This is a genomic window from Halorussus amylolyticus, from assembly GCF_004143485.2.
In the GTDB taxonomy this organism is placed as follows: Archaea; Halobacteriota; Halobacteria; order Halobacteriales; family Haladaptataceae; genus Halorussus; species Halorussus amylolyticus.
This window is the reverse complement of record NZ_ML974130.1, coordinates 509048-532352: the sequence shown is the minus strand read 5'-3', so window position 1 is coordinate 532352 and position 23305 is coordinate 509048. Positions and strand designations below refer to the sequence as shown.

26 protein-coding genes are annotated in these 23305 nt (G+C 66.5%); 8 read left to right on the top strand and 18 right to left on the bottom strand.

Annotation, left to right across the window (positions count from 1 at the left end; translation table 11 throughout):
* The first annotated feature begins 281 nt into the window (after positions 1 to 281).
* Positions 282 to 590, top strand: coding sequence for a DUF8065 family protein (locus tag EKH81_RS02720; RefSeq protein ID WP_132057874.1), 309 nt, complete (start codon positions 282 to 284; stop codon positions 588 to 590).
* 2 nt (positions 591 to 592) lie between these two features.
* A complete protein-coding gene (locus tag EKH81_RS02715) occupies positions 593 to 1204 on the top strand; it encodes a hypothetical protein (RefSeq protein ID WP_202935036.1) in 612 nt (203 codons plus the stop codon).
* 57 nt (positions 1205 to 1261) lie between these two features.
* On the opposite strand, the gene EKH81_RS02710 is transcribed toward EKH81_RS02715, so the two are convergent.
* Positions 1262 to 2434 carry a M20 family metallopeptidase gene (locus EKH81_RS02710; RefSeq protein WP_132057875.1) on the bottom strand — a complete coding sequence of 391 codons (1173 nt, stop codon included), beginning with the start codon at positions 2432 to 2434 and terminating at the stop codon, positions 1262 to 1264.
* A 31-nt stretch (positions 2435 to 2465) separates the two neighbouring features.
* Complete coding sequence (locus tag EKH81_RS02705; protein ID WP_132057876.1) at positions 2466 to 3629, bottom strand: trans-sulfuration enzyme family protein; 1164 nt, start codon at positions 3627 to 3629, stop codon at positions 2466 to 2468.
* Between the two features lie 275 nt (positions 3630 to 3904).
* On the opposite strand from EKH81_RS02705, the gene EKH81_RS02700 reads away from it, so the two are divergent.
* On the top strand, positions 3905 to 4420 hold the full coding sequence (locus EKH81_RS02700) for a P-loop nucleotide/nucleoside kinase family protein (RefSeq protein WP_132057877.1): 516 nt from the start codon (positions 3905 to 3907) through the stop codon (positions 4418 to 4420).
* A 550-nt stretch (positions 4421 to 4970) separates the two neighbouring features.
* Here the strand turns inward: EKH81_RS02700 and EKH81_RS02695 are convergent.
* On the bottom strand, positions 4971 to 5864 hold the full coding sequence (locus EKH81_RS02695) for a glycosyltransferase family 2 protein (protein WP_132057878.1): 894 nt from the start codon (positions 5862 to 5864) through the stop codon (positions 4971 to 4973).
* Between the two features lie 218 nt (positions 5865 to 6082).
* On the opposite strand from EKH81_RS02695, the gene nucS reads away from it, so the two are divergent.
* The gene (gene nucS, locus EKH81_RS02690; RefSeq protein ID WP_132057879.1) at positions 6083 to 6835 is read left to right on the top strand and encodes an endonuclease NucS; all 753 of its coding nucleotides are present in this window, start codon (positions 6083 to 6085) and stop codon (positions 6833 to 6835) included.
* A gap of 25 nt (positions 6836 to 6860) precedes the next feature.
* Here the strand turns inward: nucS and EKH81_RS02685 are convergent, their stop codons facing one another.
* Positions 6861 to 7586 (bottom strand): hypothetical protein, encoded by a 726-nt coding sequence (locus tag EKH81_RS02685; RefSeq protein ID WP_132057880.1) that lies wholly within the window; start codon positions 7584 to 7586, stop codon positions 6861 to 6863.
* A 229-nt stretch (positions 7587 to 7815) separates the two neighbouring features.
* Here EKH81_RS02685 and EKH81_RS02680 point away from each other — a divergent pair, with 229 nt between their 5' ends.
* Positions 7816 to 8418 (top strand): NUDIX hydrolase, encoded by a 603-nt coding sequence (locus tag EKH81_RS02680; protein ID WP_132057881.1) that lies wholly within the window; start codon positions 7816 to 7818, stop codon positions 8416 to 8418.
* Between the two features lie 61 nt (positions 8419 to 8479).
* Here EKH81_RS02680 and EKH81_RS02675 read toward each other — a convergent pair whose 3' ends face one another.
* The 5 genes from EKH81_RS02675 to EKH81_RS02655 all read right to left on the bottom strand — a co-directional run bounded on the left by EKH81_RS02675 (position 8480) and on the right by EKH81_RS02655 (position 10323).
* Positions 8480 to 8839, bottom strand: coding sequence for a DUF8048 family protein (locus EKH81_RS02675; RefSeq protein WP_132057882.1), 360 nt, complete (start codon positions 8837 to 8839; stop codon positions 8480 to 8482).
* Positions 8836 to 9105 (bottom strand): MoaD-like domain-containing protein, encoded by a 270-nt coding sequence (locus EKH81_RS02670; RefSeq protein ID WP_132057883.1) that lies wholly within the window; start codon positions 9103 to 9105, stop codon positions 8836 to 8838. Before EKH81_RS02670 ends, EKH81_RS02675 begins: the two co-directional genes overlap by 4 nt.
* The gene (locus EKH81_RS02665) at positions 9106 to 9375 is read right to left on the bottom strand and encodes a ubiquitin-like small modifier protein 1 (protein WP_132057884.1); all 270 of its coding nucleotides are present in this window, start codon (positions 9373 to 9375) and stop codon (positions 9106 to 9108) included.
* An 84-nt stretch (positions 9376 to 9459) separates the two neighbouring features.
* Complete coding sequence (locus EKH81_RS02660; protein WP_132057885.1) at positions 9460 to 9918, bottom strand: hypothetical protein; 459 nt, start codon at positions 9916 to 9918, stop codon at positions 9460 to 9462.
* Between the two features lie 21 nt (positions 9919 to 9939).
* On the bottom strand, positions 9940 to 10323 hold the full coding sequence (locus EKH81_RS02655) for a DUF7971 family protein (RefSeq protein ID WP_132057886.1): 384 nt from the start codon (positions 10321 to 10323) through the stop codon (positions 9940 to 9942).
* Between the two features lie 386 nt (positions 10324 to 10709).
* Between EKH81_RS02655 and EKH81_RS02650 the strand changes: the two genes are divergently transcribed.
* Positions 10710 to 11123 (top strand): MoaD/ThiS family protein, encoded by a 414-nt coding sequence (locus tag EKH81_RS02650; RefSeq protein ID WP_132057887.1) that lies wholly within the window; start codon positions 10710 to 10712, stop codon positions 11121 to 11123.
* The gene (locus EKH81_RS02645; protein ID WP_132057888.1) at positions 11123 to 12301 is read left to right on the top strand and encodes a hypothetical protein; all 1179 of its coding nucleotides are present in this window, start codon (positions 11123 to 11125) and stop codon (positions 12299 to 12301) included. The genes EKH81_RS02650 and EKH81_RS02645 overlap by 1 nt, the downstream gene beginning before the upstream one ends.
* Here EKH81_RS02645 and EKH81_RS02640 read toward each other — a convergent pair.
* The 9 genes from EKH81_RS02640 to EKH81_RS02600 all read right to left on the bottom strand — a co-directional run bounded on the left by EKH81_RS02640 (position 12298) and on the right by EKH81_RS02600 (position 21995).
* Positions 12298 to 13107 (bottom strand): GNAT family N-acetyltransferase, encoded by an 810-nt coding sequence (locus tag EKH81_RS02640; protein ID WP_132057889.1) that lies wholly within the window; start codon positions 13105 to 13107, stop codon positions 12298 to 12300. The two genes, EKH81_RS02645 and EKH81_RS02640, sit on opposite strands and share 4 nt — an antisense overlap.
* 74 nt (positions 13108 to 13181) lie before the next feature.
* Entirely contained in the window at positions 13182 to 13769 is a 588-nt protein-coding gene (locus EKH81_RS02635) for a hypothetical protein (RefSeq protein ID WP_132057890.1), read from the bottom strand.
* Between the two features lie 4 nt (positions 13770 to 13773).
* Entirely contained in the window at positions 13774 to 13968 is a 195-nt protein-coding gene (locus EKH81_RS02630) for a hypothetical protein (RefSeq protein WP_132057891.1), read from the bottom strand.
* A gap of 139 nt (positions 13969 to 14107) precedes the next feature.
* Positions 14108 to 15859, bottom strand: coding sequence for an archaeosine synthase subunit alpha (gene arcS / locus EKH81_RS02625; protein WP_132057892.1), 1752 nt, complete (start codon positions 15857 to 15859; stop codon positions 14108 to 14110).
* A 278-nt stretch (positions 15860 to 16137) separates the two neighbouring features.
* Positions 16138 to 17616 carry a tRNA guanosine(15) transglycosylase TgtA gene (gene tgtA, locus EKH81_RS02620; protein WP_132057893.1) on the bottom strand — a complete coding sequence of 493 codons (1479 nt, stop codon included), beginning with the start codon at positions 17614 to 17616 and terminating at the stop codon, positions 16138 to 16140.
* Positions 17617 to 17811: 195 nt separating this feature from the next.
* The gene (locus EKH81_RS02615) at positions 17812 to 18951 is read right to left on the bottom strand and encodes an NAD(P)/FAD-dependent oxidoreductase (protein ID WP_132057894.1); all 1140 of its coding nucleotides are present in this window, start codon (positions 18949 to 18951) and stop codon (positions 17812 to 17814) included.
* Positions 18952 to 19082: 131 nt separating this feature from the next.
* Positions 19083 to 19661, bottom strand: coding sequence for a DUF302 domain-containing protein (locus tag EKH81_RS02610; protein ID WP_132057895.1), 579 nt, complete (start codon positions 19659 to 19661; stop codon positions 19083 to 19085).
* Positions 19662 to 19761: 100 nt separating this feature from the next.
* Entirely contained in the window at positions 19762 to 20724 is a 963-nt protein-coding gene (locus EKH81_RS02605) for a ribose 1,5-bisphosphate isomerase (protein WP_132057896.1), read from the bottom strand.
* Positions 20725 to 21578: 854 nt separating this feature from the next.
* Positions 21579 to 21995, bottom strand: coding sequence for an SPW repeat domain-containing protein (locus tag EKH81_RS02600; protein WP_132057897.1), 417 nt, complete (start codon positions 21993 to 21995; stop codon positions 21579 to 21581).
* 158 nt (positions 21996 to 22153) lie between these two features.
* On the opposite strand from EKH81_RS02600, the gene EKH81_RS02595 reads away from it, so the two are divergent.
* Positions 22154 to 22963, top strand: coding sequence for a DUF63 family protein (locus tag EKH81_RS02595; protein WP_132057898.1), 810 nt, complete (start codon positions 22154 to 22156; stop codon positions 22961 to 22963).
* Positions 22964 to 23305 lie beyond the last annotated feature (342 nt).

Below are 23305 nucleotides of genomic sequence, written 5' to 3'. Positions count from 1 at the left end.
GGGGGCCCCCCGGGGCTTGGTTTTCTGGGTTTTTTGGGGCGGTGTGCGCCGCCCGCCCCCCCCCCCCACGACCTGCTTCGAACGGTTCGGTGCGCTGAATACCTCGGTTCCAGTAGTCGAAAATCCGGTTCCAGTGTCGAAACCCCGGTCCCAGTAGTCGAGCACACGAGTTCGTCGTCCGAGGGAGCGATATGTCGTGTCCTGCCTCCCCAACCAGATTGTAATGACACGGATGGCTCGTCACAACAGCTATATCCGAGGAGAGCGAACCGACATCCAAGATGGCGACCAACGACGACAAAATTCAGTTCCGCGGGAGAGCCGAGAAGGAGGCGTCGCAAGCCGTCGACGAGATGCGTCTCGGTGGCATCAATATTAGCGAACTCGCCCGACAAGGTCTCCAAGAAAAACTCCGAGAGACGCTTTCGGACGAGGAGAAAATCAGCTTTCACCAGAAGTACAAGAAGGGCGAACTCTCCGACGAAGCCGCTGAAATCCTCCTCGGAGACGCCTTAGAGGAAATTGAGCGGGAGCAGGAGGCCTTCGAAGCGGCGACGGAGTTGGATACCGATGGCGTATTTCAAGAGTGAGGATGGGAGACGACACGCTTCGAAGTCCGGTCATCGTCGATACGGATGCGCTGATTGCGGTCGCGAACACGTCTCTCTGGAATCGTATCACGGATACCTTGCAGTTGACGACGACGAATGTCTGTCTTCACGAACTCAAACGCCATCTTCGTGAGAAATCCGAGCATGCACGCGAAGGGACGAGAGAACGCCGGATTCACGACGGAAGTAAGCGCGCTGTCGGACTGTTCGATACCGAAGAGAACGAATCGTTCAGCGTGGTGACCTGCGTCCCACGACCGCACGGGGAAGACGCCGGAGAACGGTCGGTGAAGGCCGAAGTCGAACAGCACACTGCGTTCTACACGTTCGCCATTCTAATGGACAAGCACGGTCGGAAATCCATCAACCGAGTGTTCGACGAAGCCGAGGGGGCCGCGGGAAAAGCAGTCGCCCCCACGTTTCTACTGTACCTACTGCTAGACAGCGAAGCGTGTACGGAACGGGAGTTTTGCGAGGCTTGCGGTGAGATGCTGCGCGGAGAGGGTTGGACCGGGTATCAAGCGATTCAAGCGGCGTGGGAAGCCATCCCCGTCGATTGCTCGCGGTATCTCTCCGGCGATTTGCTTCCCTGAGTGGTGTGAACACAGAAATCGAATTACCGCCGACCGCTACTCCGACCGACGGGGGGGCTACTCCGACAACAGCCCTCTCGTCGCGTCTTTCAGAATCTCCAAACCGAGCGCGGCGTCGTCCAAGTCGATGTACTCGTCGGCCGAGTGGGCCTGCGAGAGGTTCCCCGGCCCCCAGATGATGGCGGGCGTCCCGTCTTTCACGAACTCGCGGGCGTCGGTCGAGGCCTCCATCCCCCACGGGTCGTCGGGTGCATCGGCGCGCTCGGCCGAGAGTCGCCGGAATCGCTCGGCGAGGGGGCTGTCGTCCGGGATTCCGGCCGACGCGTAGTGCTGGACGAGTTCGCGGTCGGTCACGACGTCCGACTCGCGCTCGACGGTCTCGAAGAGGGCGTCAAGTTCGTCCTCCACGTCATCGAAGCTCTCGTCGGGGAGGATGCGCCGGTCGAGCAGGAACTCCGCGCGCTCGGGAATCACGGCCATGTTCGAGTCGGTGCCCGCGGTGAACTCCGTGACCGTGGCGTACGCCCGGCCGCAGAGGTCGTCTTCGCGCTCGCGGATTCGGGCGTCGTACTCGTCGATAGCGTCGAACACCGGACGGGCCTGGTCCACCGCGTTCGTCCCCTCGTCGGGGTGGCTCGCGTGCGAGGACTCGCCCGAGACGCCGACGCGGTAGGTCGCGACCCCCTTCGCGCGAGTAGCGACCCGGAAGTCGGTCGGCTCCAGCACGATTGCACAATCGCCGTCGTAGCCCGCGTCGATGAGGCTCCGCGTTCCGGGGTCGCCGGTCTCCTCGCCCATCGCGGCGTGGACCACTATCGACCCATCGAGGTCGCCCGATTCGAGGTCGGCCGCGAGGTCGCGGGCGGTCAGCATCGCGAGCGCGACCCCGGTCTTCATGTCCACGCTCCCCCGGCCGTAGAGCCGCCCGTCCGCGATTTCGCCGCCGTAGGGGTCGTGGCTCCACTGGTCGGGGTCGCCCGCCGGAACCACGTCGAGGTGGCCGTTCAGGACCACGGTAGGTCCGGCGTCCGGGTCGCCCACTTCGGCGGCGGCCTGGGCGCGCTCGGCGCTCGGTTCCTCGACCAGCACGGCGTCGAGCCCCTGCGATTCGAACCACTCGACCACGAACTCCGACCCCGGTCGCTCGTTGCCCGGCGGATTCTCGGTCTCGATGCGGACGAGGTCGCGTGCGAGGGACGCGAGTTCGTCGGCGGTTTCGGTTTCCGTCATGGTATCACTCGGTCGGGCGTCCGTGATAGTCTTACTCGAACGCCGTCTCGATTGCCTGTTCTACGTCCGCCAGCAGGTCGTCCTCGTGTTCGGTGCCGACGCTGAGTCGGACCAGACTCACCGGGATGCCCGCGTCGGCGAGTTCGTCGGCCGAAAAGTCCTGATGAGTCATCGTGGCTGGCTGTTCGGCGAGGCTCTCGACGCCCCCGAGACTCTCGGCGAGCGCGACGACGTCGAGGTTCGAGACGAAGTCGCTGGCCTCCTCGATACCGCCCGCGAGTTCGAAGCTCATCATCCCGCCGAAGTCGGCCATCTGGCGCGCCGCGACCTCGTGGTTCGGGTGGCTTTCCAGACCGGGGTAGTGGACGCGTTCGACCTTCTCGTGGCCGTCGAGGAACTCGGCGACCGCGCGGGCGTTCGCGCAGTGGCGCTCCATCCGAGCCGAGAGGGTCTTCATCCCTCTGAGGACGAGGAAGGCGTCGAACGGACTCGGAATCCCGCCGCGAGCGTACTGGTAGTACGCGATTTCCTCGGCGAGGTCGGCGTCGTCGCGGGTCGCGACTGCACCCGCGATTACGTCGGAGTGGCCGCCGAGGTACTTGGTGAGCGACTCAATGACGATGTCCGCGCCGAGTTCGAGCGGTCGCTGGAGGTACGGCGACGCGAAGGTGTTGTCCACCGCGAGCAGGGCGTCGTTGGCGTCGGCGACCGCCGCGGCGGCTTCGATGTCCGCGATTCGGAGCATCGGGTTCGTGGGCGTCTCGAAGTACACCATCGTCGTTTCGGAGGTCACGGCGTCCGCGATAGCGTCGGCGTCGGTGATATCGACGTGCTCGACTTCGACGCCGTACTCCGAGTATACGTTCGCGAGCAGTTCGTGGGTCTCGGCGTAGAGATTCTTGCCCGCGACCACGCGGTCGCCCGACGAGAGGAGCGAGAACACCGCGTCGATGGCGGCCATTCCGCTCGCGAACGCCGAAGCGTCCGTACCGCCCTCCAAGTCGGCGAACGCGGCTTCGAGGTCGTCGCGAGTCGGTTCGGACATCCGGGAGTAGCGGTGGTCGCCCCGGAGGTCGCTCGGCGTGTCGTACTCGTAGGTCGCAGTGGCGTAAATCGGCGTCGTGAGCGCGCCGTGTGCGTCGTCGTCGGGACCAGTATGAATCTCCTTCGTCTCGAACCGCCGGTCGTCGTTCATGTCTCCCCGTGGGAACAGCGGGCGTATAAGTCCGGTTCATTCGGGCGACGAAACCGAAACTGTCGTGGCGATTCGGGATGTCAAGTGACAAATCGTCAGTCTGTGGCCTCGCGGCTCGGAGAGAGGAACGGCGTTGACACCGCCCGTCCCGTCGCGTGAACGAATCGGATTCCCCACACATTCATAACGAGCGGCGCGCGAGAGTACCGATACGCAGATGACTTGGGGACCCGCACTCGCTGGCACGCGCCGTCCGCGCACACACGGTGGTATCGATGGCTGACTCGCTCGTCGTGGTGTGCGGTCTACCCGGCGTCGGGAAGACCACCGTCGCCGAGACCGTCGCCGACCGACTCGACGGCCGACTCCTCCGGACCGACGTGGTTCGCAAGGAGATTCTGACCGACCCCGACTACACCGAAGAGGAGTCCCGGATGGTGTACCGGGAACTGTTCGACCGGGCGCGCGCGACCGTCGAACAGGGTCGGAGCGTCGTCCTCGACGGCACCTTCCAGGACGAAGTCCGCAGGACCGACGCCGCCGACCTCGCCGCGACCCTCGGCGCGGAGTTCCGACTCGTGAAAGTCGAGTGCGACGAGGCGGTCGTCAGAGAGCGAATCGAGAGCAGAGAAGGCGACGAGAGCGACGCCGACTTCGAGGTCCACCGGATGTACCGCGAGACGTTCGACGACCTCGCGCGCGACCACGCGACCGTGGACAACTCCGACGGACTCGATTCGACGCTCCGGCAGGTGGACGAGCAGTTCCCGGAAAAACGAGTGACGCAGTAGGAGTCGAACTGTTTATTGTCTGGGTTCGAACTGTACTGTGGGACAATCGGCTCGGACATCTCTGCTCAGTCGCTTCGAATCGCAGAGACAGAGCTGCAGAGAACAGCCAGAAAGCCTCGCTTCGAATCACAGTCTATAGAATCAACAACAGTTAGAAAGCCCCCGCCCGGTCGCTACGCACCCTATAAAATCCGAGAACCAACAACACTCAGAAAGCCCCGGCCCGGTCGCCACCGGCAGACGGTCCTGCTCGCTTCGCTGCGCGGGCTGCGACTGCCGAGGTCTCGTTCGCTTCGCTCACGAGACGGTCGCTGACCGACATATCTGCGCTCTCAGCACCACCCGCGCAGATAGGGGTCGGTCAGGCGACTAAACTGGACGCGACCGGCCCGCCCCTTTCATTCCCGCGAGGGAACCGAGCGGGAAGTCGAAAGACGTGTCTTTCGGAAGTCCCACCCCTGTTGATTGGTCAGTCGGCCGTTTTCCGTGGATAGTTCACCGGCAGTTTCCCGTCGATTGTGTCACCGAGCGTAGCGACCGAGAACCCGACTCAGGACAGAATCCGGTCGGCGGCGCGCACGCCCGGCCGACCGAAGACCGACGCGAGACACTCGCCGACGTAGTCCGCCCGGTCGTCGGGCGTGTAGTACGCCGCGCGAGCGAACTCCACCGTCGCTCGGGGCGACCACCCCCGCTCTTCGAGGTGCTTTCGCGCGGCCTGATAGTGAGTCTCGCGGACCGCCCGACGGCGGACTCGCGGGGGAAACGACCGATACACGTCGGCGAACGTCCGGAGCACCTGCTTGCGGCCGTCGAGGTAGGCCCACGACTCCGACAGCGAGGTGTCGGTCCGCCCCCGGAACACCAGCGGTTCGTTCACGAAGTCGAACTCGGTGTGCATCGCGAGTTCGATTTTCAGGCCGGTGTCGTCCGCGCCGTGACGGTGCCGGAGCGGGAGCATCTCCGCCAGCACGTCGGCGTCGATGAGCATCGTGGAGTTGATGCAGGGGAACGTTCGCATCTCCAGCGCGTATTCGAGCACGTCGCCCCGGACCGCGGGGTTCGGGAGAATCTCGCCGCGGAGTTCGTCTATCATCCCGGAGTAGGCCACGCCGACCGGCGAGTCGAGGAGGGCGACCTGCTCGCGGAGTTTCGAGGGGGCGAGCCGGTCGTCGTCATCGAGGAACTGAACGTACTCGCCCGACGCGCGCTCCGCGCCGAGGCTCCGGGCGGCCTGCGGTCCCTCGTCGCGCTCGGTGAGTCGGTACTCGGCCCCCTCGAACGACTCGGCGACCGGGCGGGCGTGGCCGTCGTCGGAGCTATCGACCACCACGACCTCGATGGGGTCGTACTCCTGAGCCTCGACGCTTTCGAGCGCCGCCCGGAGTCGGTCGTTCCGGTAGTACGTCGGAATCACGACCGAGACGAGGCCGTCCGAACTCATGGTTTCGGACGACTACGACTCGCAGGCTAAAAGCCGCCACGGCCCTCGGGCGGGAAATCACTGGCCGACCAAACCGCGGCGAGTGGTCCGACCAATCGTGGGCGGGCGGGGGCTTTCGAGGTGTTCTCAGAGAAAGTGTCCGCGAACGTAAACGCCCCACGTATCGAACTCCAAGTAGCTACCTTTTTGCCCCCGAGGTGACCACCGAGCAAAGACAGATGGTGGTCGAGAAACTCGACGCGCCCGACCCCGAGACCGTCGCGGAAGCGACCAAAGCGGCGGTCCGGGACGGCGCGGTGTTGACGGTGGAGGCTCGCTGCGAGGTGGAGTACGAGGGTCGGACGAGCGGCTATCTCGGACCGGGCGACCGCGTGCTGGTCGCCAAGCCCGACGGCACGTTTCTGGTCCACCAGCCGACCGGCCACAAGCCGGTCAACTGGATGCCCGGCGGCGGGAGCGTCTCGGCGCGCGTGAGCGAAGGAGACGCGGTCCTGCTCGCGCGGCGCACGAACCCGAACGAGCGCGTGGAGGCCCGCGTGCGCGAGGCGTACGGCCTGACGCGGTTCGACGCCACCGACGGCGCGACCTACGAGGAGTCGGGCACCGAGGCCGAGATGCACGAGTACATCGAGGCCAATCCCGAGGTGCTGGAACCGGGCCTCCGAATCGTAGAGCACGAACGCGAGTCGAAGTACGGCTTCATCGACTTCTTCGCCCGTGACAGCGATAGCGTGCCGGTCGTGGTCGAAGTCAAGCGAATTCAGGCCACGCTGAACCACTTCGACCAGCTTCAGCGATACGTCTCGCTCTACGAGGAAACGAACGAGGAGGTCCGGGGCATGTTGGTGGCTCCGTCGGCGTCAGAACGCGTGAAGCGCGCGCTCCGGGACAACGGTCTAGAGTTCGTCGGTCTCTCGGAGTTCGGGACCGACGCGAAGGGTTCGACCGAGGCGAAACTGACGGATTTTTAACTGTCTTGGGACGCCGGTCGCGTCGTCAGCCCCGTCGCCCGTCTCCGGCGTGTCTAGCGGCGATTCCGGCTTCGAGATTCCATGGCCCGGCGAAGGGGTTCTCGGCGGCGTGGACCACTGTCCCGTCCCGCCCGTCGTACAGTTCGACCGAGTCGAGTGCGAACGGATACGCGTCGTTCTCGCGGGTGAGCGTCGTCTTCGCGCCGGTCGCCGCGCCCAGCGACTCGTACTCGGTGCCGACGCCGTCGGCGTACATCGTCGTGACGTGGCCCCGAGCGTCGGTCCACTCGCCCGAGACGACGGCGGTGTGGCCGTCCACGAACTCGACGGGGGTCTCGGCGGCGGGGTGCGACCCGATTCGGTCGAGTGCGAGGCGGTCGCCGTTTCGGAACACCCGAATCGAATCGGCGGTCTCGGCGGTCACCGACGCGCCGAAGTTGACGATTCCGCCCGAGTACCGAAAGGCGACACCTCCTCCGGCGAGGGTGCCGCGGACGATGCCGCCCTCGACGACCGTCCCGTCGCCGTCGCGCGAGACGCATTCGTCGGCGACCGGCGCGGTGGAGGCGTCGTCGGTTCGCTCGACGTCCTCGCTGACGACGAGCATGTATTCGAGCGTGCGGTCAGGGCCGTCGGCCGCGATAACGAGGTGGTCGCTCAGTCCGTCGGAATCGGAGTCAGACGTTTCGAACGCGGCGCTCGTGGTTCCTGCGACGCGACTTCGGAACGTGCGCCGATTGGAGTCGTCCATCGTGTTGGCTAAATACAATGAAGACACTGATAAAAGATGGGAACTGTTCGGCGACTTGAGTAGACCGGGGCTGTTGTCCGATATTTGATTGGATGGGGTCGCGTGACTCGAAGCCGGTTCGCCATCGACGCCGACTCGCGTTCGCGAGTCGGCGTCGATTTACGAGTCGTGGAAGCCGCCACCAGTCGCAAGCGGTGACTCTTTGACGCGTCTACCCCATACCCCGCACATGCGTAGCGACGAACCGACGACCGGCGGCGACGAGACCGACGACCCGCTCGCGTGGGAGACGTTCGACACGCGAGTCGCGTACTCGTGTCCGGGCTTCGACGTGCGCCACGACGACGTTCGCCTGCCCGACGGCACCGAGACGGACTTCGACTACCTCGACGAGTCGCCGAGCGTCGTCGTCCTGCCGTTCACGCCCGACGGCGACGTGGTCGTCATCGAAGAGTGGCGGCAGGCGGTCCGGCGCGTGAACCGAAGCCTCCCGGTCGGCGGGATGGAACCCGAAGACGACGACCGGGCGGCCGCGGCGCGGCGCGAACTCCGAGAGGAGACCGGACACGAGGCCGACAGCGTGGAGTTTCTCACCAGCGTCGAACCGGCGAACGGCATCGCCGACTCGGTACTTCACTTCTTCGTCGCCCGCGGGTGTACCCCGACCGCAGAACAGGAGTTGGACCACAACGAGTCGATTCGCGTCGATACCACGACGCTCGACGACCTCCGGGAGCACGTCGCTTCGAGGGAGATTCGGGACGGCCGGACCACGCTCGGGATACTCTACTACGAGGCGTTCGGAACCGAGAGCGCGGCGTCGGAACGGTAAGCGGCACCGCAGAAACCGAATCACTCGCGGGGGCACTCCGAACGCCAGAATCGCCTCAGTTTCACGCCCCGACGACGACCGCCTCCCGGAGTTCGAGCGCGGTCTCGAACTCCTCGCGGCGGTCCTCGCGCCTGCCGACTCGAAGCAGTTGCTCGGCGTGAGCGCGGGCCACGGCTTCGTGTTCGCGGCGCGACCAGCCGAGGTCGTCGCCGACCTCCGCCCAGAACCCCTCGGGCACGAGGAAGACGGTCCGAACGTCGTCCTCGTGGACGCACTCGTAGGACCGCCGGAGGTCGTCGGCGCGGGGTTCGACCTCCCGGCGGGCCTCGGCCACGAGGTCCGGCAGGCGCTGGCCGCCGACGCTCGCCTTCGCCGCGGTGAGGACGAGGATTTGGCCCTCGATGGGGTTATCGATGGTCATCCGCCAGCACGCATCGCCTTCCGCGAGAAGTCCTCGATGAGGGCGTCGAGCGCGTCTTCGTCGCCCTCGAAGACGACCGTCACCTCGGTCAGTTGGACTGACGGCCCGATGCCCACCTTCTCGGACGTGATGGCCGCCCGCCAGTCGTCACCGAGGACGTCGGCGTCGCCCTCCGGGTCGCCGTCGGCAATCTCGCCGCCGAGGTTCGAGAGGTAGTGGTGCGCGAGTCGCTCGGAGATGCCCCGGTAGGACTTCTCGACCCGCATCTAACCCCCCGCGACCGGCGGGAACACGCTCAGGGTGTCGCCGTCTTCGAGCGGCGTGTCGAGACCGTCGAGGTGGTACACGTCCTTGCCGTTTTTCATCACCGACACCTGCGGTCGGATGTCGCCGTCTTCGAACAAATCGAGGTCGTACTCGGCCACGAGGTCCGAGAGCACGTCGCCGACGATTGTGTCGCCGTCAACGTCGCGTTCGAGGACCTTCTGGCCGACCGCCTCGCGGAAGTTGGCGAAGAATCGGAGTTCGAGAGTCACGTCACGACCTTCGAACGCCGTGGGCATAAAGACTCATAGTGATTGCTGTGACTACCTCCCGGGACAGCGTCACAGCAATCACTATCATGCGTCGGCGCGGCGGCGACCGCCGAGAGAGCCGATTAGCGCGCCCACGCCACCCCCGACCGCGACCGCCGAGACCAGCGCGACCGGGAACGTCGCCCCGCCGAGCATCGACGCCATCCGGTCGGGAGTGAGCAGGACGGCCGCGAACGCCGCGCCCGCGGTCGATGCGGCGAGCGCCGTCGCTCCGTGGCGCGCGCCGCGACCCGCGCCCGGGCCGCCGAGCCATCCCGCGACGTAGGCTCCGAACAGGACCGCGAGCAGCGTGACCGACGCGACCACGCGCACCATCGACTCGGGGATGCTGGCGGCCAGCAGGAACGCCGGAAGCGTCTGCGGGCCGAGGGCGCCGACCACGCCGGCCGCGACCGCGCCGCCGTCGAGCCATCGGTCGCTCCGCTGGCGCGTCTTCGCGCGTCGGACCCGGTCGAGGGTGTCGGCTTCGTCGTCACTCGTCATCTGTCGCCTCACTCGGCTCTCTTACCGTCCGGGTCGGATGCCGTCGCTGACGAGACGCGAGTGGCGCTCGCGGTCGATGTACTCCGAGAGGTCCTCGTGGTCGTAGAGTTGGCGCATGAGCGCGACGTGGAGGTCGCGCCACGCCATCGCGTAGATGGGCGACTGGCCCCACGCCCGGAGTTCGACCACGAAGTCGTCGTAGCGTTCGAGCCTGTCTTCGAAGCGTTCGAGCGCGTCCACGACCGCGCCCGCGGCCGCCTCGTCGGTGTCGGCCTCGTCGGCCGCGCGGTTGAGTCGTCGCTCCCACCCAGCGACCGCCCGCTCCATGTCGCGGGCGGCGTCCTCGCCGTCGGCGGGGAGCGACTCGACGATTCGGTCGGGCAAAGTCAGCGTGATGTCTTCCATGCCCGTGGGTTGTTCCTTATCGTTCAAATACCTACGGTGGAGCGAACTGGCGAGAGTGTGGATTCTGGACGAGACTGGTGAGGTTATGGTAGGGTCGGAGTATCGGTAGAGGAGAGTGTCGGTACGGGAGAGTGTCGCTTGTGTATCAAATAGCTAGCTATCTCCGGTACCTATGAGGGCCACGCCGCAACCGCGACAGCCACACGCCTCCCCAGCCGATTCGCTCACTCCCGTTGGTCGCTCACTCATCCCTCGCGCGCATGGGCGCAACGTCAAACCACGACGTTGCGCCAGCGCGCGCCGGGAGTGAGGATTCCTCGCCGACACCACCTCAACCGAACATGTTCGCGACGGCCTATTTTCCCGCGGAGCGCGTACCGTCGAACATGAAGACGGCCACAGAGCGGACGGCCGAGAGTTCGACCGGCGAGACGGGCGAGCGAACCACGGTCGAGGTGCGGTGTACCGGCCACGTCAGGGGTGCAGTCGGGGAACCACGGCTGGAGTACACCTTCGAGGGAACCACGCTCCGGGACTTCCTCGACGCCTTCTTCGCGGAGTACGACGTGAAGGACCTCCTCATCGCCGAGACCGAGGAAGACGCGACGACGTCCGGGTGGGCGTCCCCGCCCGACGAACTCCCCGGCACGTGGAAGAAGAACCCCGAGGGCGAGCAGACCCGCCAGTTCGCCCGCGTGGCGGTCAACGGCCAGTTCAACGAACACCTCGCCGGACTCGACACCGAACTCGAAGCGGACGACAGAGTCTCGCTGATGTACCCGTTCATCTTCTGCTGTTGATGGGCGCCCAATCCGTGACACGGTGGGCGCGCCGGTTCGTCGGCGCGAGCGCGCTGTTTCTCGTCGCGTGGCAAGTCGCGGCGCTCGCCGAAGCCCCCCGACAGGTCGAAGTGAGCCTCGCGGTCTACGGGTTCGTCCTCCACGCGGTTTTCGGAAAGGCGTATTCGCTCGTCCCATCGTACTTCGACCGCAGGCTCGCGCTCCCGCGCGCGCCTGCGGTCCACTTCCCGTTCGCGGTAATCGGCACTCTCGGACTCGCCCTCGCACCCTTTCGAGGCGTCCCGGAGGGGGTCGGACTCGTCGGCGCGGTCTGCTGGACGGCGGGCGCGGCCGTCTTCGTCGCCGCGCTCGGGTGGACCCTCCGCGGGAATCTCGCCGGGCGCGAGACCGGGACCGGCGGCCCGAACGCCCACCGCAGGGGAGTGGACCGGTACGCCAACGCCTTCGTCCCGGTCGTCTTCGCGTACCTCGTAGCGGGGAGCTACGGGACGCTCGCGGCACACACTGAGATTCCCACACCCATCCCGTTCGGATTCGCACAGACCGCCCACCTGCTCGCCGCGGGGACCGCCGCGCTCCTCGTCTTCGCGGTCGGCTTTCGGCTGTTCCCGCGGTTTCTGGCGGCCGACCCCCCGAGCGTCCTCGTCGCCGTCGTCCTCCCGGCGGGCGCGGTCGCCCCCGCGATTCTCGCGTCGAATTTCTACCGCGACCCGTGGTTCCGGGTCGGTGCGGCGCTCGAAGCCGTCGCAGTCGTGGGGTTCGCGCTTGCCTACGCCGCGCTGTTCGCTCGCTCGGAGCGCCCCCGTGTCGGCTTCTACGCGGTGCTGGTCGGGGCGGTCTGCGGCGTCGGCGGGGTTCTCCTCGGCCTGCATTTCGCGTTCGGCGGGGCCGCGCCCGCGCTCGTCGCGGTCCACTTCCGCCTGAACGCCCTCGGCTTCCTCGGTCTGACGATTGCGGGCGCGACCTACCAGTTCTACCCGCCCGCAGTCGGCGAATTTCCGGGTGCCTCCGACCGGACCGCGCTGGCGTCTGTCGGGCTCATCGGTGGCGGCCTGCTCGCGGAAACCGCGAGCGTCCTCGCGGGCGTCGAGGGCGGGGTCGTCGCCGGGCACGTGCTCGCCCTCGCCGGAGCGGCGATTTTCGCAGGCCTCACGATTGGCGCGTTTCTCGACCGCTAATCGTCGAGTCGCTTCGCCATCTGGACCTCGTCCACGAGGTCGTCGCCGACCCGGTAGTGGTCGGTCCGGGTGGCTTCGCGCTCCCAGCCGTGTTCTTCGAGCAGGTCGAAGGCGTCGTCGTTGGTCGCCGGGAGGCTCTGGTACACCTTGATACACTCGCGGTCTGCGGCCCACGACATCCCGCGTTCGAGGAGGTTCCCGCCGATTCCCTGCCCGCGGTGTTCGGATGCCACCCCGACGGTGAGTTCGGCGGTGTGGTCGCGCGCCGGGAGTTCGAAGCCGTGGACATGGACCCAGCCGAGGAGTTCCGATTCGTCGCGTTCGCCCTCCTCGGCGTCTCGCTCCGCGACGAAGAACATCCGCGATTCGCGCTCGTTGAGCCGAATTAGCGCGCTCTCCTCGATAGCGTCGGCCACGCGCTCGTCCACGACGATGGCTCCTTCGGCGGCCACCTCGCGGATGAGTCGGGCGATTTCGTGGCGGTCGTCCTCGTCGGCCGGGCGCACGACGTACTCGAAGTCGGCGGCCTCGTGGGTCTCGGCCTCCGCGTCGGGCGAGACGTAGAGGGTGCCGTCGCGCTCGGTCAGGGGACCACCGTCGAGGAGGTCGTCGATGTACGCGTTCAGGTCCGGCACCGAGAGGCGGGCGGGCGATTCGGTGCCCGACCGGGGCGGCTTGGCTCCGGCGGTCTGCTCGACCCGAACCGCGTCTCGGACCTCCTCGCGCGTGGCCGACCCGCGGCGCTCGACGTACTCGTAGATTCGACCCTCGACGTCGCTTTCGAACTCCAAATCGGGCGCGGACATACGGCCGGATTCGCGGTCAGCCACCAAGGTTATTCACCGAGTACGGTCGCGGTATGCACTCACTTCTCGCCGACTCACCGGCCGGAATCGTCGCGCAGGGGCGTCGAGTACGGCAGGACGGGAATTTCGAACGTGTCGGCGAGCGTGGCGAGCGTCCCGTCGAAGGTGAACAGATACACGGGGACGTTTCGGTTCCGGTTCTCGCGGGCGAGACCCAAAACGAGGGCGGCCTCGGGAAAGCTGAACTCGATTTTCGGCCGTCGCTGATACAGTTCGGCAACCGCCCGGAATACTGCTCTTGGTGACCTGTTCTGAGCAGATGTGGTCCACTCGTCGCGACCATCGTAAACGCGAACGATGGACCCCACGAGGTTTTCGTGGAACGCGACAGTCGCTCTCGCGGAACGTTCGTATCGAATCTTCGTGAAGACTTCTACGAGTGGATAGATGCTGGTCTTGAATAGCACTCTCGGGTGACCGACATCGTACAGGCGGTCGAGCACCTCTCGGTGTGTTTCCGACCGGACTTCGGTAAACCACGAGAGCAACACTTCCTTTCCGAGATACGCGACCACGTTTTGCGGTCCCGGTGGAAGAAGCACATCGTCGGGATGATGTGCCAACGGCTCGGTCTCCTTCGAAGCGCCAGCGGAAGGCGTCACGGAGTCAGTCCCCGTCGCCTTCCATTCTGATACGGCCGCCGTGGATGAACGGGTCCTTCTCGTCTTCGTCCGGCCATTCCAGTTCCGGCAGTTCGTCGGGGTCGCCGTAGATGAACTCCTTCAACTCCGGAGAGAGGTCCTCGTCGGCGGGATGCGGGTCGTCCATCGTGTACCGGCGTTCGTCCTCGTCAGTTGCCACAGTGACACCTCCTCGGCGCGAAGTTGTTCGTCGGTCTACTAAAATCCACGGTGCGGTTCGCGGCCGAAAGTCGTCCAGTTCGAGTCACACTCCGGGTTGGCTCCGCTCTCCGATTTAAACCTGAGCCTCCTTCTCTCGCCTACTTTTCTTCGACGTGCCTGACGCTGGTCGCGATGCCGCGCGTGCTCTCGGCCATCTCCGGGCCGGACATCTCGGCGCGACCCACCGCGAACGCCTTCGGGCCTTCGACGACCACCTCGTCGCCGACTCGGATGTCGTCGTCCGCGTCCACGACGCCCGGCGCGAGGACGCTCCCGTGAGGCGCGAAGGCGTCGATTTCGACGCGCTTCGTGGGGGCGTCGGACTCGACCCACCGCTTGCCGCCTTCGAGGGTGAACGAGAGGACGCCGTACTGGGGAACCATCGCCGCGAGCTGTTCGCCCTCGCCGTCGAGAACGCGGAGTTTGGGGTATCTGCTCTCGGTTTGAATGTCTTCGAACAAGTCGTCGCCAGCGCCGTCTCCGAGTTGGTAGTCGGCGATGGCTCGAATGGTGTTGTGCTGGCGCTCGCGCTTGCCGTACTTGAGTTCGCCGTCGAGGGTTCGCATGAGATTCCCGAGCGATTCGGTGGTCGTGGGATGTTCCTCGACGGTGTACTCGAACTCCATTCCCAGCGCCTCCTCGACGCGTTCGCACACCTCGCGGTAGCCCTCGGGCGGAACGTGGGCGATGACACGGGGGTAGTCGTTGCGTTCGAGGTAGCGCCGGAGGACCTCGGCGACGAACTCCTTCTCGTCCTCGGACCACCGCCCGGTCACCACCGAATCGTAGTGCTGGGCGGGGTAGGTGAGTTCGAGTTCTTGGGGCACGACTCCGATTGGGGAGGTCATCGAGACGGTGTGGCCCCGGAACTGAATCGCGTCGTGGAACTGGCCGTGGCTCTGAGAGTCGCTGTAGGGCTTCGTCGCCGAGCAGGGCACGAGGACGAGCGGATTGTCGAACCGGTTCCGGTACCGGGTCGTCACGCGCTCGGCGAACCGCTGAATCTCGACTCGCCTGAGCGAATCCTCGGTGGCGGCGGTGAGTTCGGTGTCCCGAATGACGGGCGTGCGCTCCTCGACGTAGCTCCACTGCTGGTCGAACTCCCGGAACGCGGCGGTGAGCCACTGGTCGTGGCGGGCCTGTCCCTCGATGTAGTCCCGGAGTCGTCCCGCCCGGATGCGCTCGCGGACGATTCCCAACTCGGCACGGAGCGCGTTCTCGTTGTGCTCGGCGCAGTCGGCGCGGGTGAACTCCGAGACGGGCTTTTGGCACGCCGGGCACGCGCACGGGAGTTCCGAGAGGTCTTCGAGGAAGTGGCTCCCCTCGGTCGTGAGGTACTTTCCGCGCGTGCCTTCGACCACGGCGCGGTCCGAGTCCACGAGGTCCGCGCCAGCGTACACGAGCGTCGAAACGTTCGCGGGCGTGGCGACCCCCGAGAGGTAGAGCGCGCTGTCGGCCGGAATCGCCTCGCGGGTCTCGATTACCGCCTCTTTGAATCCCGCGCCGTGGCCGACGAACCCCTGCGCGCCCGAGAGGACGTAGGCATCGGCTGCGTAATCCGCGGCGGTCTCGGGCGCGACGACCGCCGCGCTCGGGTAGTCCACGTCGGGGTACTCGACCGCGAACGAGTCCATGACTTCCTCGTCGGTGCCGCTCGGGAAGCCGCGATGGGGCAGAATCGTGAGTTCATCGTCGCTCCCCTCGGGCATCTCGCGGTCGGCGACCCAGAGGCTTCCGGCGTCCGAGACGAAATCGTCGGCGAGAGCGGGCGTCGTCACCGGGTCGGAGAGGCGCAACTCCGCGACCCGCGCCGCGCCGTCGCGGTGGTGAACTTCGAAGTAGTCGGTCATACCGTCGGGTCGGGGAGCGAGACGCAATTATCTTCCGAGATAGGAGCGCTCCCGCGACAGTTTCTGTTCTCCGTACAGTTTCTCGTTCTCCGTTTGGACTACAGGGGAGAACACTCCGAAAGCCCCCGGGTGCTAAACTCCCGCGGCTCGCTGTGCGCTTCACTCGGTCGCTACGCTCCCTCGTTCCAGTGCTTGCGTCGCCGGGGTTCGTTTAGCACCCGGCCCCTTTCAGTCCCACCCCGCGGTGGTCTGCGAAGGGTTCGATACCTCGGGGAACGTCACTCCCCGTTCAGGTCCACCACGTCCACGCGTTCGGGAACCAGATTCAGCGCGCTCTCGGGCCATCCTCGATGGGCCAGCGTGAACGCCACGTCGGGGTTCACGTCCGCGAGCCGAGCGACTCCTTCCGCGGCCGCTCGGTACCCTTCGGCGTCCATCCGGTCGGGCACCTCGGCGGTCAGGGGGTACGACTCGGAGAGGTGACGCGGGAACGGGCCGAACGGCGGGACGACCCGCCACGACGCGTCGAAGTTGTCGCTCGGGCCGCCCTCGGTCAGGAGAACGCGCTCGCCGGGGTCGAGACTGAGGCGTTCGAGTCGCTCGTGGTGGCGGACGACTTCGGGCCGCCGGGCACTCTCGCCCGAGAGGTAGAAGAACGCGCCCTTCGAGACCGAGTCCTCGCGTTCGAGTTGGTCTGCGTGGTCGGTCAGCGCGCGGTAGCCGTCGAGCATCGCGGGGTGGGCACGGGCGCGGGTCTCCACGAGTTCGAGTAGATTGCCCGCCCGAAGCGCCTGCTTGATGGTCCGAATCTCCTCGAAGGTGACGTGGAGATTGTGTTCGGCGAGCAGTTCCTCGCGGGCGCGGCCTCCCACGTTCCGGAGTTCGGCGGGCGCGTAGTCGGCGCACACCGGACACGAGCAGGGGAAGTAATCGAGGTCGTCGAGGTGTTCGGTCCCGCGAACCGTGAGATACCGGTCGTCGCGGGCGTAGAGCGCGTAGGCCGCCGAATCGAACAAGTCGCATCCCATCGCGACCGCCAGCGCGAACATCATCGGGTGGCCCGCCCCGAACAGGTGGACGGGGGCGTCCCGGCCCAAACCGCGCTTCGCGCCAGCCACCACGTCCACCATGTCGCCGTACCGGTAGTCGTTCATCAGCGGCACGACCGCGCCCACCGGGAACACGTCGAGGTCGGTCGCGTCGGCGTGTCTCCCCGCCCGCTCGCGGAGGTCGGGGTAGGTCGAACCCTGGACTGGAGCGTTGACGAGCATCTCGCCCACGTCCACGCCCTCGGCGACTTCGAGGCGTTCCTGCGTGGTCCGGAGTTCCTCCTCTGCTCGTTCGCGCGCCACGTCGGGGGGCGTCGGAATATCGACGGGCGTGCCGATGTCGCTCCCGATGTCGCGCTGGAACGCGAGGATTTCGGGCGTCGTCACGTCGATTTCGCCGTACTCGGCCAACTGGAACGACCCCGAGTCGGTCATGATGGCTCCGTCGAAGCCGAGCACGTCGTGGAGACCGTCTTCGAGCGCGTCGTCGCGGTACTCGTCGCTCCCGTAGAAGCTGTAGGAGTTGGTAATGAGGATGTCCGCGCCGAACTCCGACCGGAGCCGCGAGGGTTCGACGGTCCGGACGTGGGGGTTGATGACGGGGAGGAGCGCGGGCGTCTCGACGGTCACGCCCGCCCGCGGGACGGAGAGTTCGCCGATGCGACCCAAGCCGTCCTGGTCGCGGATTTCGAAGGTCTCTCTGGTCATTGTGGCGAGGTAGCCCCACGACGGGGGTAAGGATTGCGTTCCGCGGCGTTCGGATTGCATTCTGCGACGTTCGGGGCGATTTCGCGCGCAGGACTGCGCGCGAAATCGCCTTCGTGACTGCGAGCGATTAAAGCTCCCCCGCGACTGCGAACGACCGGATTCTCGGCTCCCCCGCGAATCCCGGTCGGCCGAGTCTCATCCCTCGAATCGCTCGACGCCGAACGCCGAGATGTCGGTCTCCACGTCCGCGCCCCGGGCCGCCTGCGCGACCAGTTTCCCGCTGTAGGGGCCGAGCTGAAGCCCGGTCGCGCCGTGACCCGTGGCGATGAACGCGCCGTCCACGTCGGGCACCTCGCCGAGGACCGGAAGCTTGTCGGCCGAAACGGGTCGGAGACCCACCCGGATTTCCTCCAGTTCGGCGTCGTCGAGTCCCGGGACGACCCGGAGACACTCGTCGAGGACCTCGCGAACCCCGCCCGCGGTCTTGTAGGGCGCGAACCCCGACCCGGCTTCTCGGGTCGCGCCCGCGACGACTCGGTCGTCCGGCCACGGGACCACGTAGTGGCCCCGGAACGGGCTGACGATGGGCCAGTCGGCGGTGTCGAGTTCGGCCGCGCCGAGGTGGGCGATTTGGCCGCGCTTGGGTTCGACCGGAATCTCGACGCCGAGGTCGTCGCCGAACGCGCCCGACCACGCGCCGCCAGCGACCACGACGCGCTCGGCATCGAGCGCGCCGTCTTCGGTTTCGACGCCCGCGACCGCGCCGTCTTCGACCCGAATCCCCTCAGCTTCGGTTCGGCGGATTTCGAGTCCGTGCGCTCTTCCGGCCCGCCGGAGCGCCTCAGTGAAGATTCGGCCGTCCACGCGCGCGGCGTTCTCGTAGGAGGCCGCGCGCCGAACGTCCTCGGCGAGCGCGGGGAGTCGCTCGCGCGCCTCAGCGGGCGAAAGCTCGCGGAACGAACCGGGTTCGGGACTCCCGAGGTCGGCCTGCCTGCGCTCGATTCGGCTCATCGCCGCCTCGAACGCCTCGACCTCGGCGTCGTCCAGCGCCACGCTCAGCAGGCCGGGCCGAGCGTAGCCGGTATCGCCGTCCTGCTCGGCTTCGAGCGCGGCCACGAGGTCGTCGTAGTACGCGACCGCCTCGATGGCGAACTCGAACCACGTGTCGGAGTCCGTGCGACTGCTCGTCGCGGGCGAGAGGATGCCCGCGCCCGCGGCGGTCGCCCGCCCCTCGTCCTCGCGGTCGAGGAGGACGGTATCAACCCCGGCGCGCGCGAGGTGGTACCCGACCGACGACCCGACGATTCCGCCGCCGATGACTGCGACTTCGTGCATGCGTATTCTGCCCTCCGATTGGACCGGGTGGGTCTAAGAAGTGGGGTTCGCGGCGGTTTGGACGGCGCGCGAGACGCGCAGGGCGCGTCTCGCGCGGTCCGCCGTCTCGTCCGGTCAGTCGTCTCGCCCGGTCAGTTGCCGCCGGTCGCCAGCGATTCGAGCGCGCCGGAAATCTGAGCCAGCACCTCGTCGCGACCCTCGACGCCGTGGCGGTCGGCGAGCCACGCGGGGTCGTTGTAGGTCACGTTCACCGACCCGTCCTCGGCCTCCCAGACCAGCATCTTCTGGGGGAGGTCGATGGCCGCGCTCCGACTCGCCTGCATCAACTGCGTGCCGAGTTGCGGATTGCCGAACGCGAGGAGCGTGGTCGGCGGGAGGTCCAGCCCCGCCGATTCGGCGTTCTCGGCGTGGTCTACTGTCGTCACGAGCGTGAGATTCTCGTTGCCCTCGATGGCCCCGGTGATGCGCTCGACCGTCGTCTCGAAGTCGTCGTCGCTCTCGACCGTGACGAGACCGGCGTCGTCGCTCGCACCGGTCGTTGTCTCGTCGCTTTCGGTGGTCGCCTCGCCGCCTTCGGTCGTCGTCTCGTCTCCGCTCGCGGTGGTGTCACCTTCGGTGGTCTCCTGCCCGGCGGCGGTTCCCGCGAGCGCGAGGCCGCTCGCGCCCGCGAACGCGGCCCGGAGAATCGTCCGTCTGTCTGGTTCTCGCATCGCCGCGAGACAACCACGTCCCGGCGATTAGGTATTGGGAGACTAAAGCCGCGAAACGAGGCGTTCGAGTCCGAAGTGGGCCGATACCCGACTGACGCGATTACGTCTCCCACGGCTCGCCGCCCTGCTGGTCGCCGAACAGTTCGCGCATCAGCGTCACGATGCTCTCGGGCGGGAACTGACCGCGCTCGGTCACGATGGCGTCCACGTACCGCGGCGGGGTCACGTCGAACGCGGGGTTCTCGACGGTCACGTCGCCGATGTCGGCCTCGTCGTCGAGCGTGAGGACCTCGCGCTCGTCGCGCATCTCGATTTCGACCGTGTGGCCCGTCATGGTGTCGGGGTGGAGTTTGAGCGTCTGGGCCGCGACCATGATGGGGACGCCGCGCTCGCGGGCGTTGACCGCGAGACCGGAGGTGCCGATTTTGTTGATAACCGAGCCGTCGGCCGCGATGGAGTCCGCGCCGACGAGGACGTGGTCGGTCTGGTCCAAGTACCGGCGGGCCGCGTTGTCCACGATGAGCGTGACGGGCACGTCCATCTCCCGGAGCCAGCGGGCGGTGATGTGGCCCTGCTTTCGCGGGCGGGTCTCCTTCACGATGGCGTGAATCTCCTTGCCCTGGTCGAGCGCGTGTTCGACACAGGAGAGCGCGTCGGTCGAGTGGCAGTGGGTCATCACGGTGTCGCCGTCCCGGAGGCGGTTCGCGCCGATTCGTCCGAGGTTGTCCTGCGCCTGGTCGAGTTCTCGGCGGAACTCCGCCGCGCTGTCGAGGATGCTTGACCGAAGCCCTTCGACCGACTCGCCCCCCATCCCTCGCAGGACGTACCGCAGGGCGTTCGGCAGACTGACCGCGGTCGGTCGGGTCTCCACGAGCCGTCGGCCCGCCGCGCGCATCGTCGCTCGGAACTCCGCGGGCGTCTCGGCCTCGCTCTCCTCGGCTTCGACCGCCAACGCCTCGGCCGCCGCGTCCGCGATGGTCGCCGCGCCCCGGATTTCCATCGTCGCGATGTCCTCCGCGGCCGATTCGACCGCCGGATGGACCTCGGAATCGGATTGAGTCATGGCTCGGCGTACGCGTCGTAGGTGCAAAAACGGACGGGTGGCGCAGAATGGCCGGGTGTGTTCGATTCCGAGATTCGATATAGCGCTCGAAGATTTACCCCCGCGAGGTCGTCATCCCCCGTCGAAAGACACGGGTGACGAAACCGACTCCGCATCGAATGAACCGACTCCGCATCGAATGGACTCCGGTTCGACCGTTCGCACTCACAGATGGTCACGGTGTCATATTGCTTCTGACAGTTCCCCGAGTTCGACCAGTAGTAGTTGTTACGCGCGCGAACCACCCCAACGTGAGTTGCTTTCCAGTATGTAGCGAAAGGACAGTGCGCAGTCCAGGGAACCAACGGCTCCGTGCAAATCCGTGATAGTCCGAAACAAGGGCGGTGAAAATCTGCGGTCGCCTAGCGGCCACGACTCAGTCTACGAGAGACGACACCCCCTCCAGAACGCCTCAGACATTCGGATTTTCGATAGCGACGAACAATTCGGCGACGCTCTCGCGGAAGACCCGCTTCGTGAAATCGCAGAAACCGATCCCGTCTCGGTGACTCTGACCGACTTGGAAATGCTCCATAATCAGATTCGCGTGATTTTCGCTCGCTCGACTCACCTCCCACAGGGACGTTTCCGTCGAGAACGCTTCAGCGGTCAGTCCCGCTGGCCGATTCGTTCGGCGTCGCGGTGGCTGTACCGTCGGATGTCAACGCACCTTCGAAATCGGCGAAACCCCGTCGTTGGCCGTCCTCGTACGGCGAACCCCAACCGTAGCTCGTCGGCCAACCGATTGGTGAATTACATAATGCAATATAAAATAGAGTGGTCGCGCAAAAAAGGCGGCTTAGTCGGTCGTCGGGCTACCGAGTCTCGGCCTCGGCAGTCGCGGTACGGCGCGGGGCCGACCGCGACTGATACGCGTTGTAGCCGCCGAGGACCGCGACCAGCGCACCGGTGATTACGTCGCTCCAGAACGCCGTCTCGGTCAGCGTCTCGAAGACGAACGGCGCGACGACCATCCACAGGCCGAGGAGCGCGACCAGCGACGCGGCCCCCGTGCTGACCGCCTCGTAGTCGTCGGTCTTGATGGCGTTGTAGCCCGCGATGATGCCGATGGCGGCACCGACGATGATGTCGTTCCAGAAGTTGGCGGCGGGCGGTTCGAAGACGAACGCCGATACCACCAGCCAGCCGCCGAGGAGCGCGACGATGGCCGAAATCCAGCCGCCGGTACTCCCCGTCTCGGTCGTGTCGCTTGTCGTTGCTGTTTCACTCATTGGGAACCCCCGGGCGCATCTAGTCGGTGAACAGTTTAAGTCGCACGGCCCGATTCGGGGCGGTCGATGCCGCGACGGAGAGCCGAGTAGAGGCCTCGCTCGCGGACGGTTCACGGCCAATCGCAAGCCTTTCGGCCCCGCGCTCCGCCGTTTGGCGCATGGTACTTCCAGAGGGGTTCGCGCTCCCGGCGCTTCCGTATCTCCTCGCGCTTCTCGCGGCGGTGGCGGTGGTCGGCGCGGCGCTCTACCGAGCGAAGCCACCGGTGTCCGAACGGACCGCGCTCGCGCTCGCACCGTGGGTGCTCGTCGGGTCGAGTCTCCACGTCCTCTACGTCGTCGATTGGGTGCCAACGGCGCTCCGCCCGCTGTTCGGCACGCCAGCGGTCTACCTGACGACGTTCGTGGTCGCGGGCGCGGTGTGGTTCGCGACGAGTCGCGCGGGTGCGAACGTCGAGCGCACGCTGGCCGCGACCGGTCTCGGAGCGACCATCGCAGTCGTCGGCTACGCGCTCGTCCGGGGAGCCGAGGTCGGGGAGCTCCAACTGTTCTGGCCGAGCGTGGCCGTCGCCGTCGCGTCCGTGCTGGCGCTCGCGCTCTGGCTCGCGACCCGGCGCGTCTATCCCGGCGTGGCCGCGACGACCGGCGCGGTCGGCGTCCTCGCGCTGTTCGGCCACGCGCTCGACGCGGTCTCGACCGCGGTCGGCGTGGACGTGCTCGGCTTCGGCGAGCGAACGCCGGTCTCCCGGCTCGTCCTCGACGCGGCCGGAAGTCTGCCGACCGCCGAAATTATCGGCGTCGGGTGGCTGTTCGTCCTCGTGAAGCTCGTCATCGCGGAGTTGGTGGTCGTGCTGTTCGCCGACCTCGTCCGCGAGGACCCGCGAGAGGGCTTCATCCTACTGTTCGCGGTCGCGGCCATCGGACTCGGGCCGGGCGCGCACAATCTGCTCCTGTTCGCGATTGCGGGATGAGTCACCGGCGATTCGCGCATTTTCACGGACCTCTCGGCGCGCGCTGGCGCACCCCCCGTGGGTGCGCCGAGATGCGCGAGGGATGAGTATCGCAGGGAGGAGCGAAGTCGTTCGAAAATCGAAGATTTTCGTGATCACGAGAGAGCAAAGCTCTCTCGGACGACGACGACCGAGAAACGCAGTCGGTTGGGGAGGCGTGTGGTCTGCGGTCGCGGTGCGGTGCGGTTTTCATAGGTACCGGGAGTCGCTCGCTTCGACAGTTCTCTGAGCAAATCAAAAACACGGTTCCAAAGATAACAGCCGAGTACGACCGGACGACGAACTCGACACGAGGAAAAACAT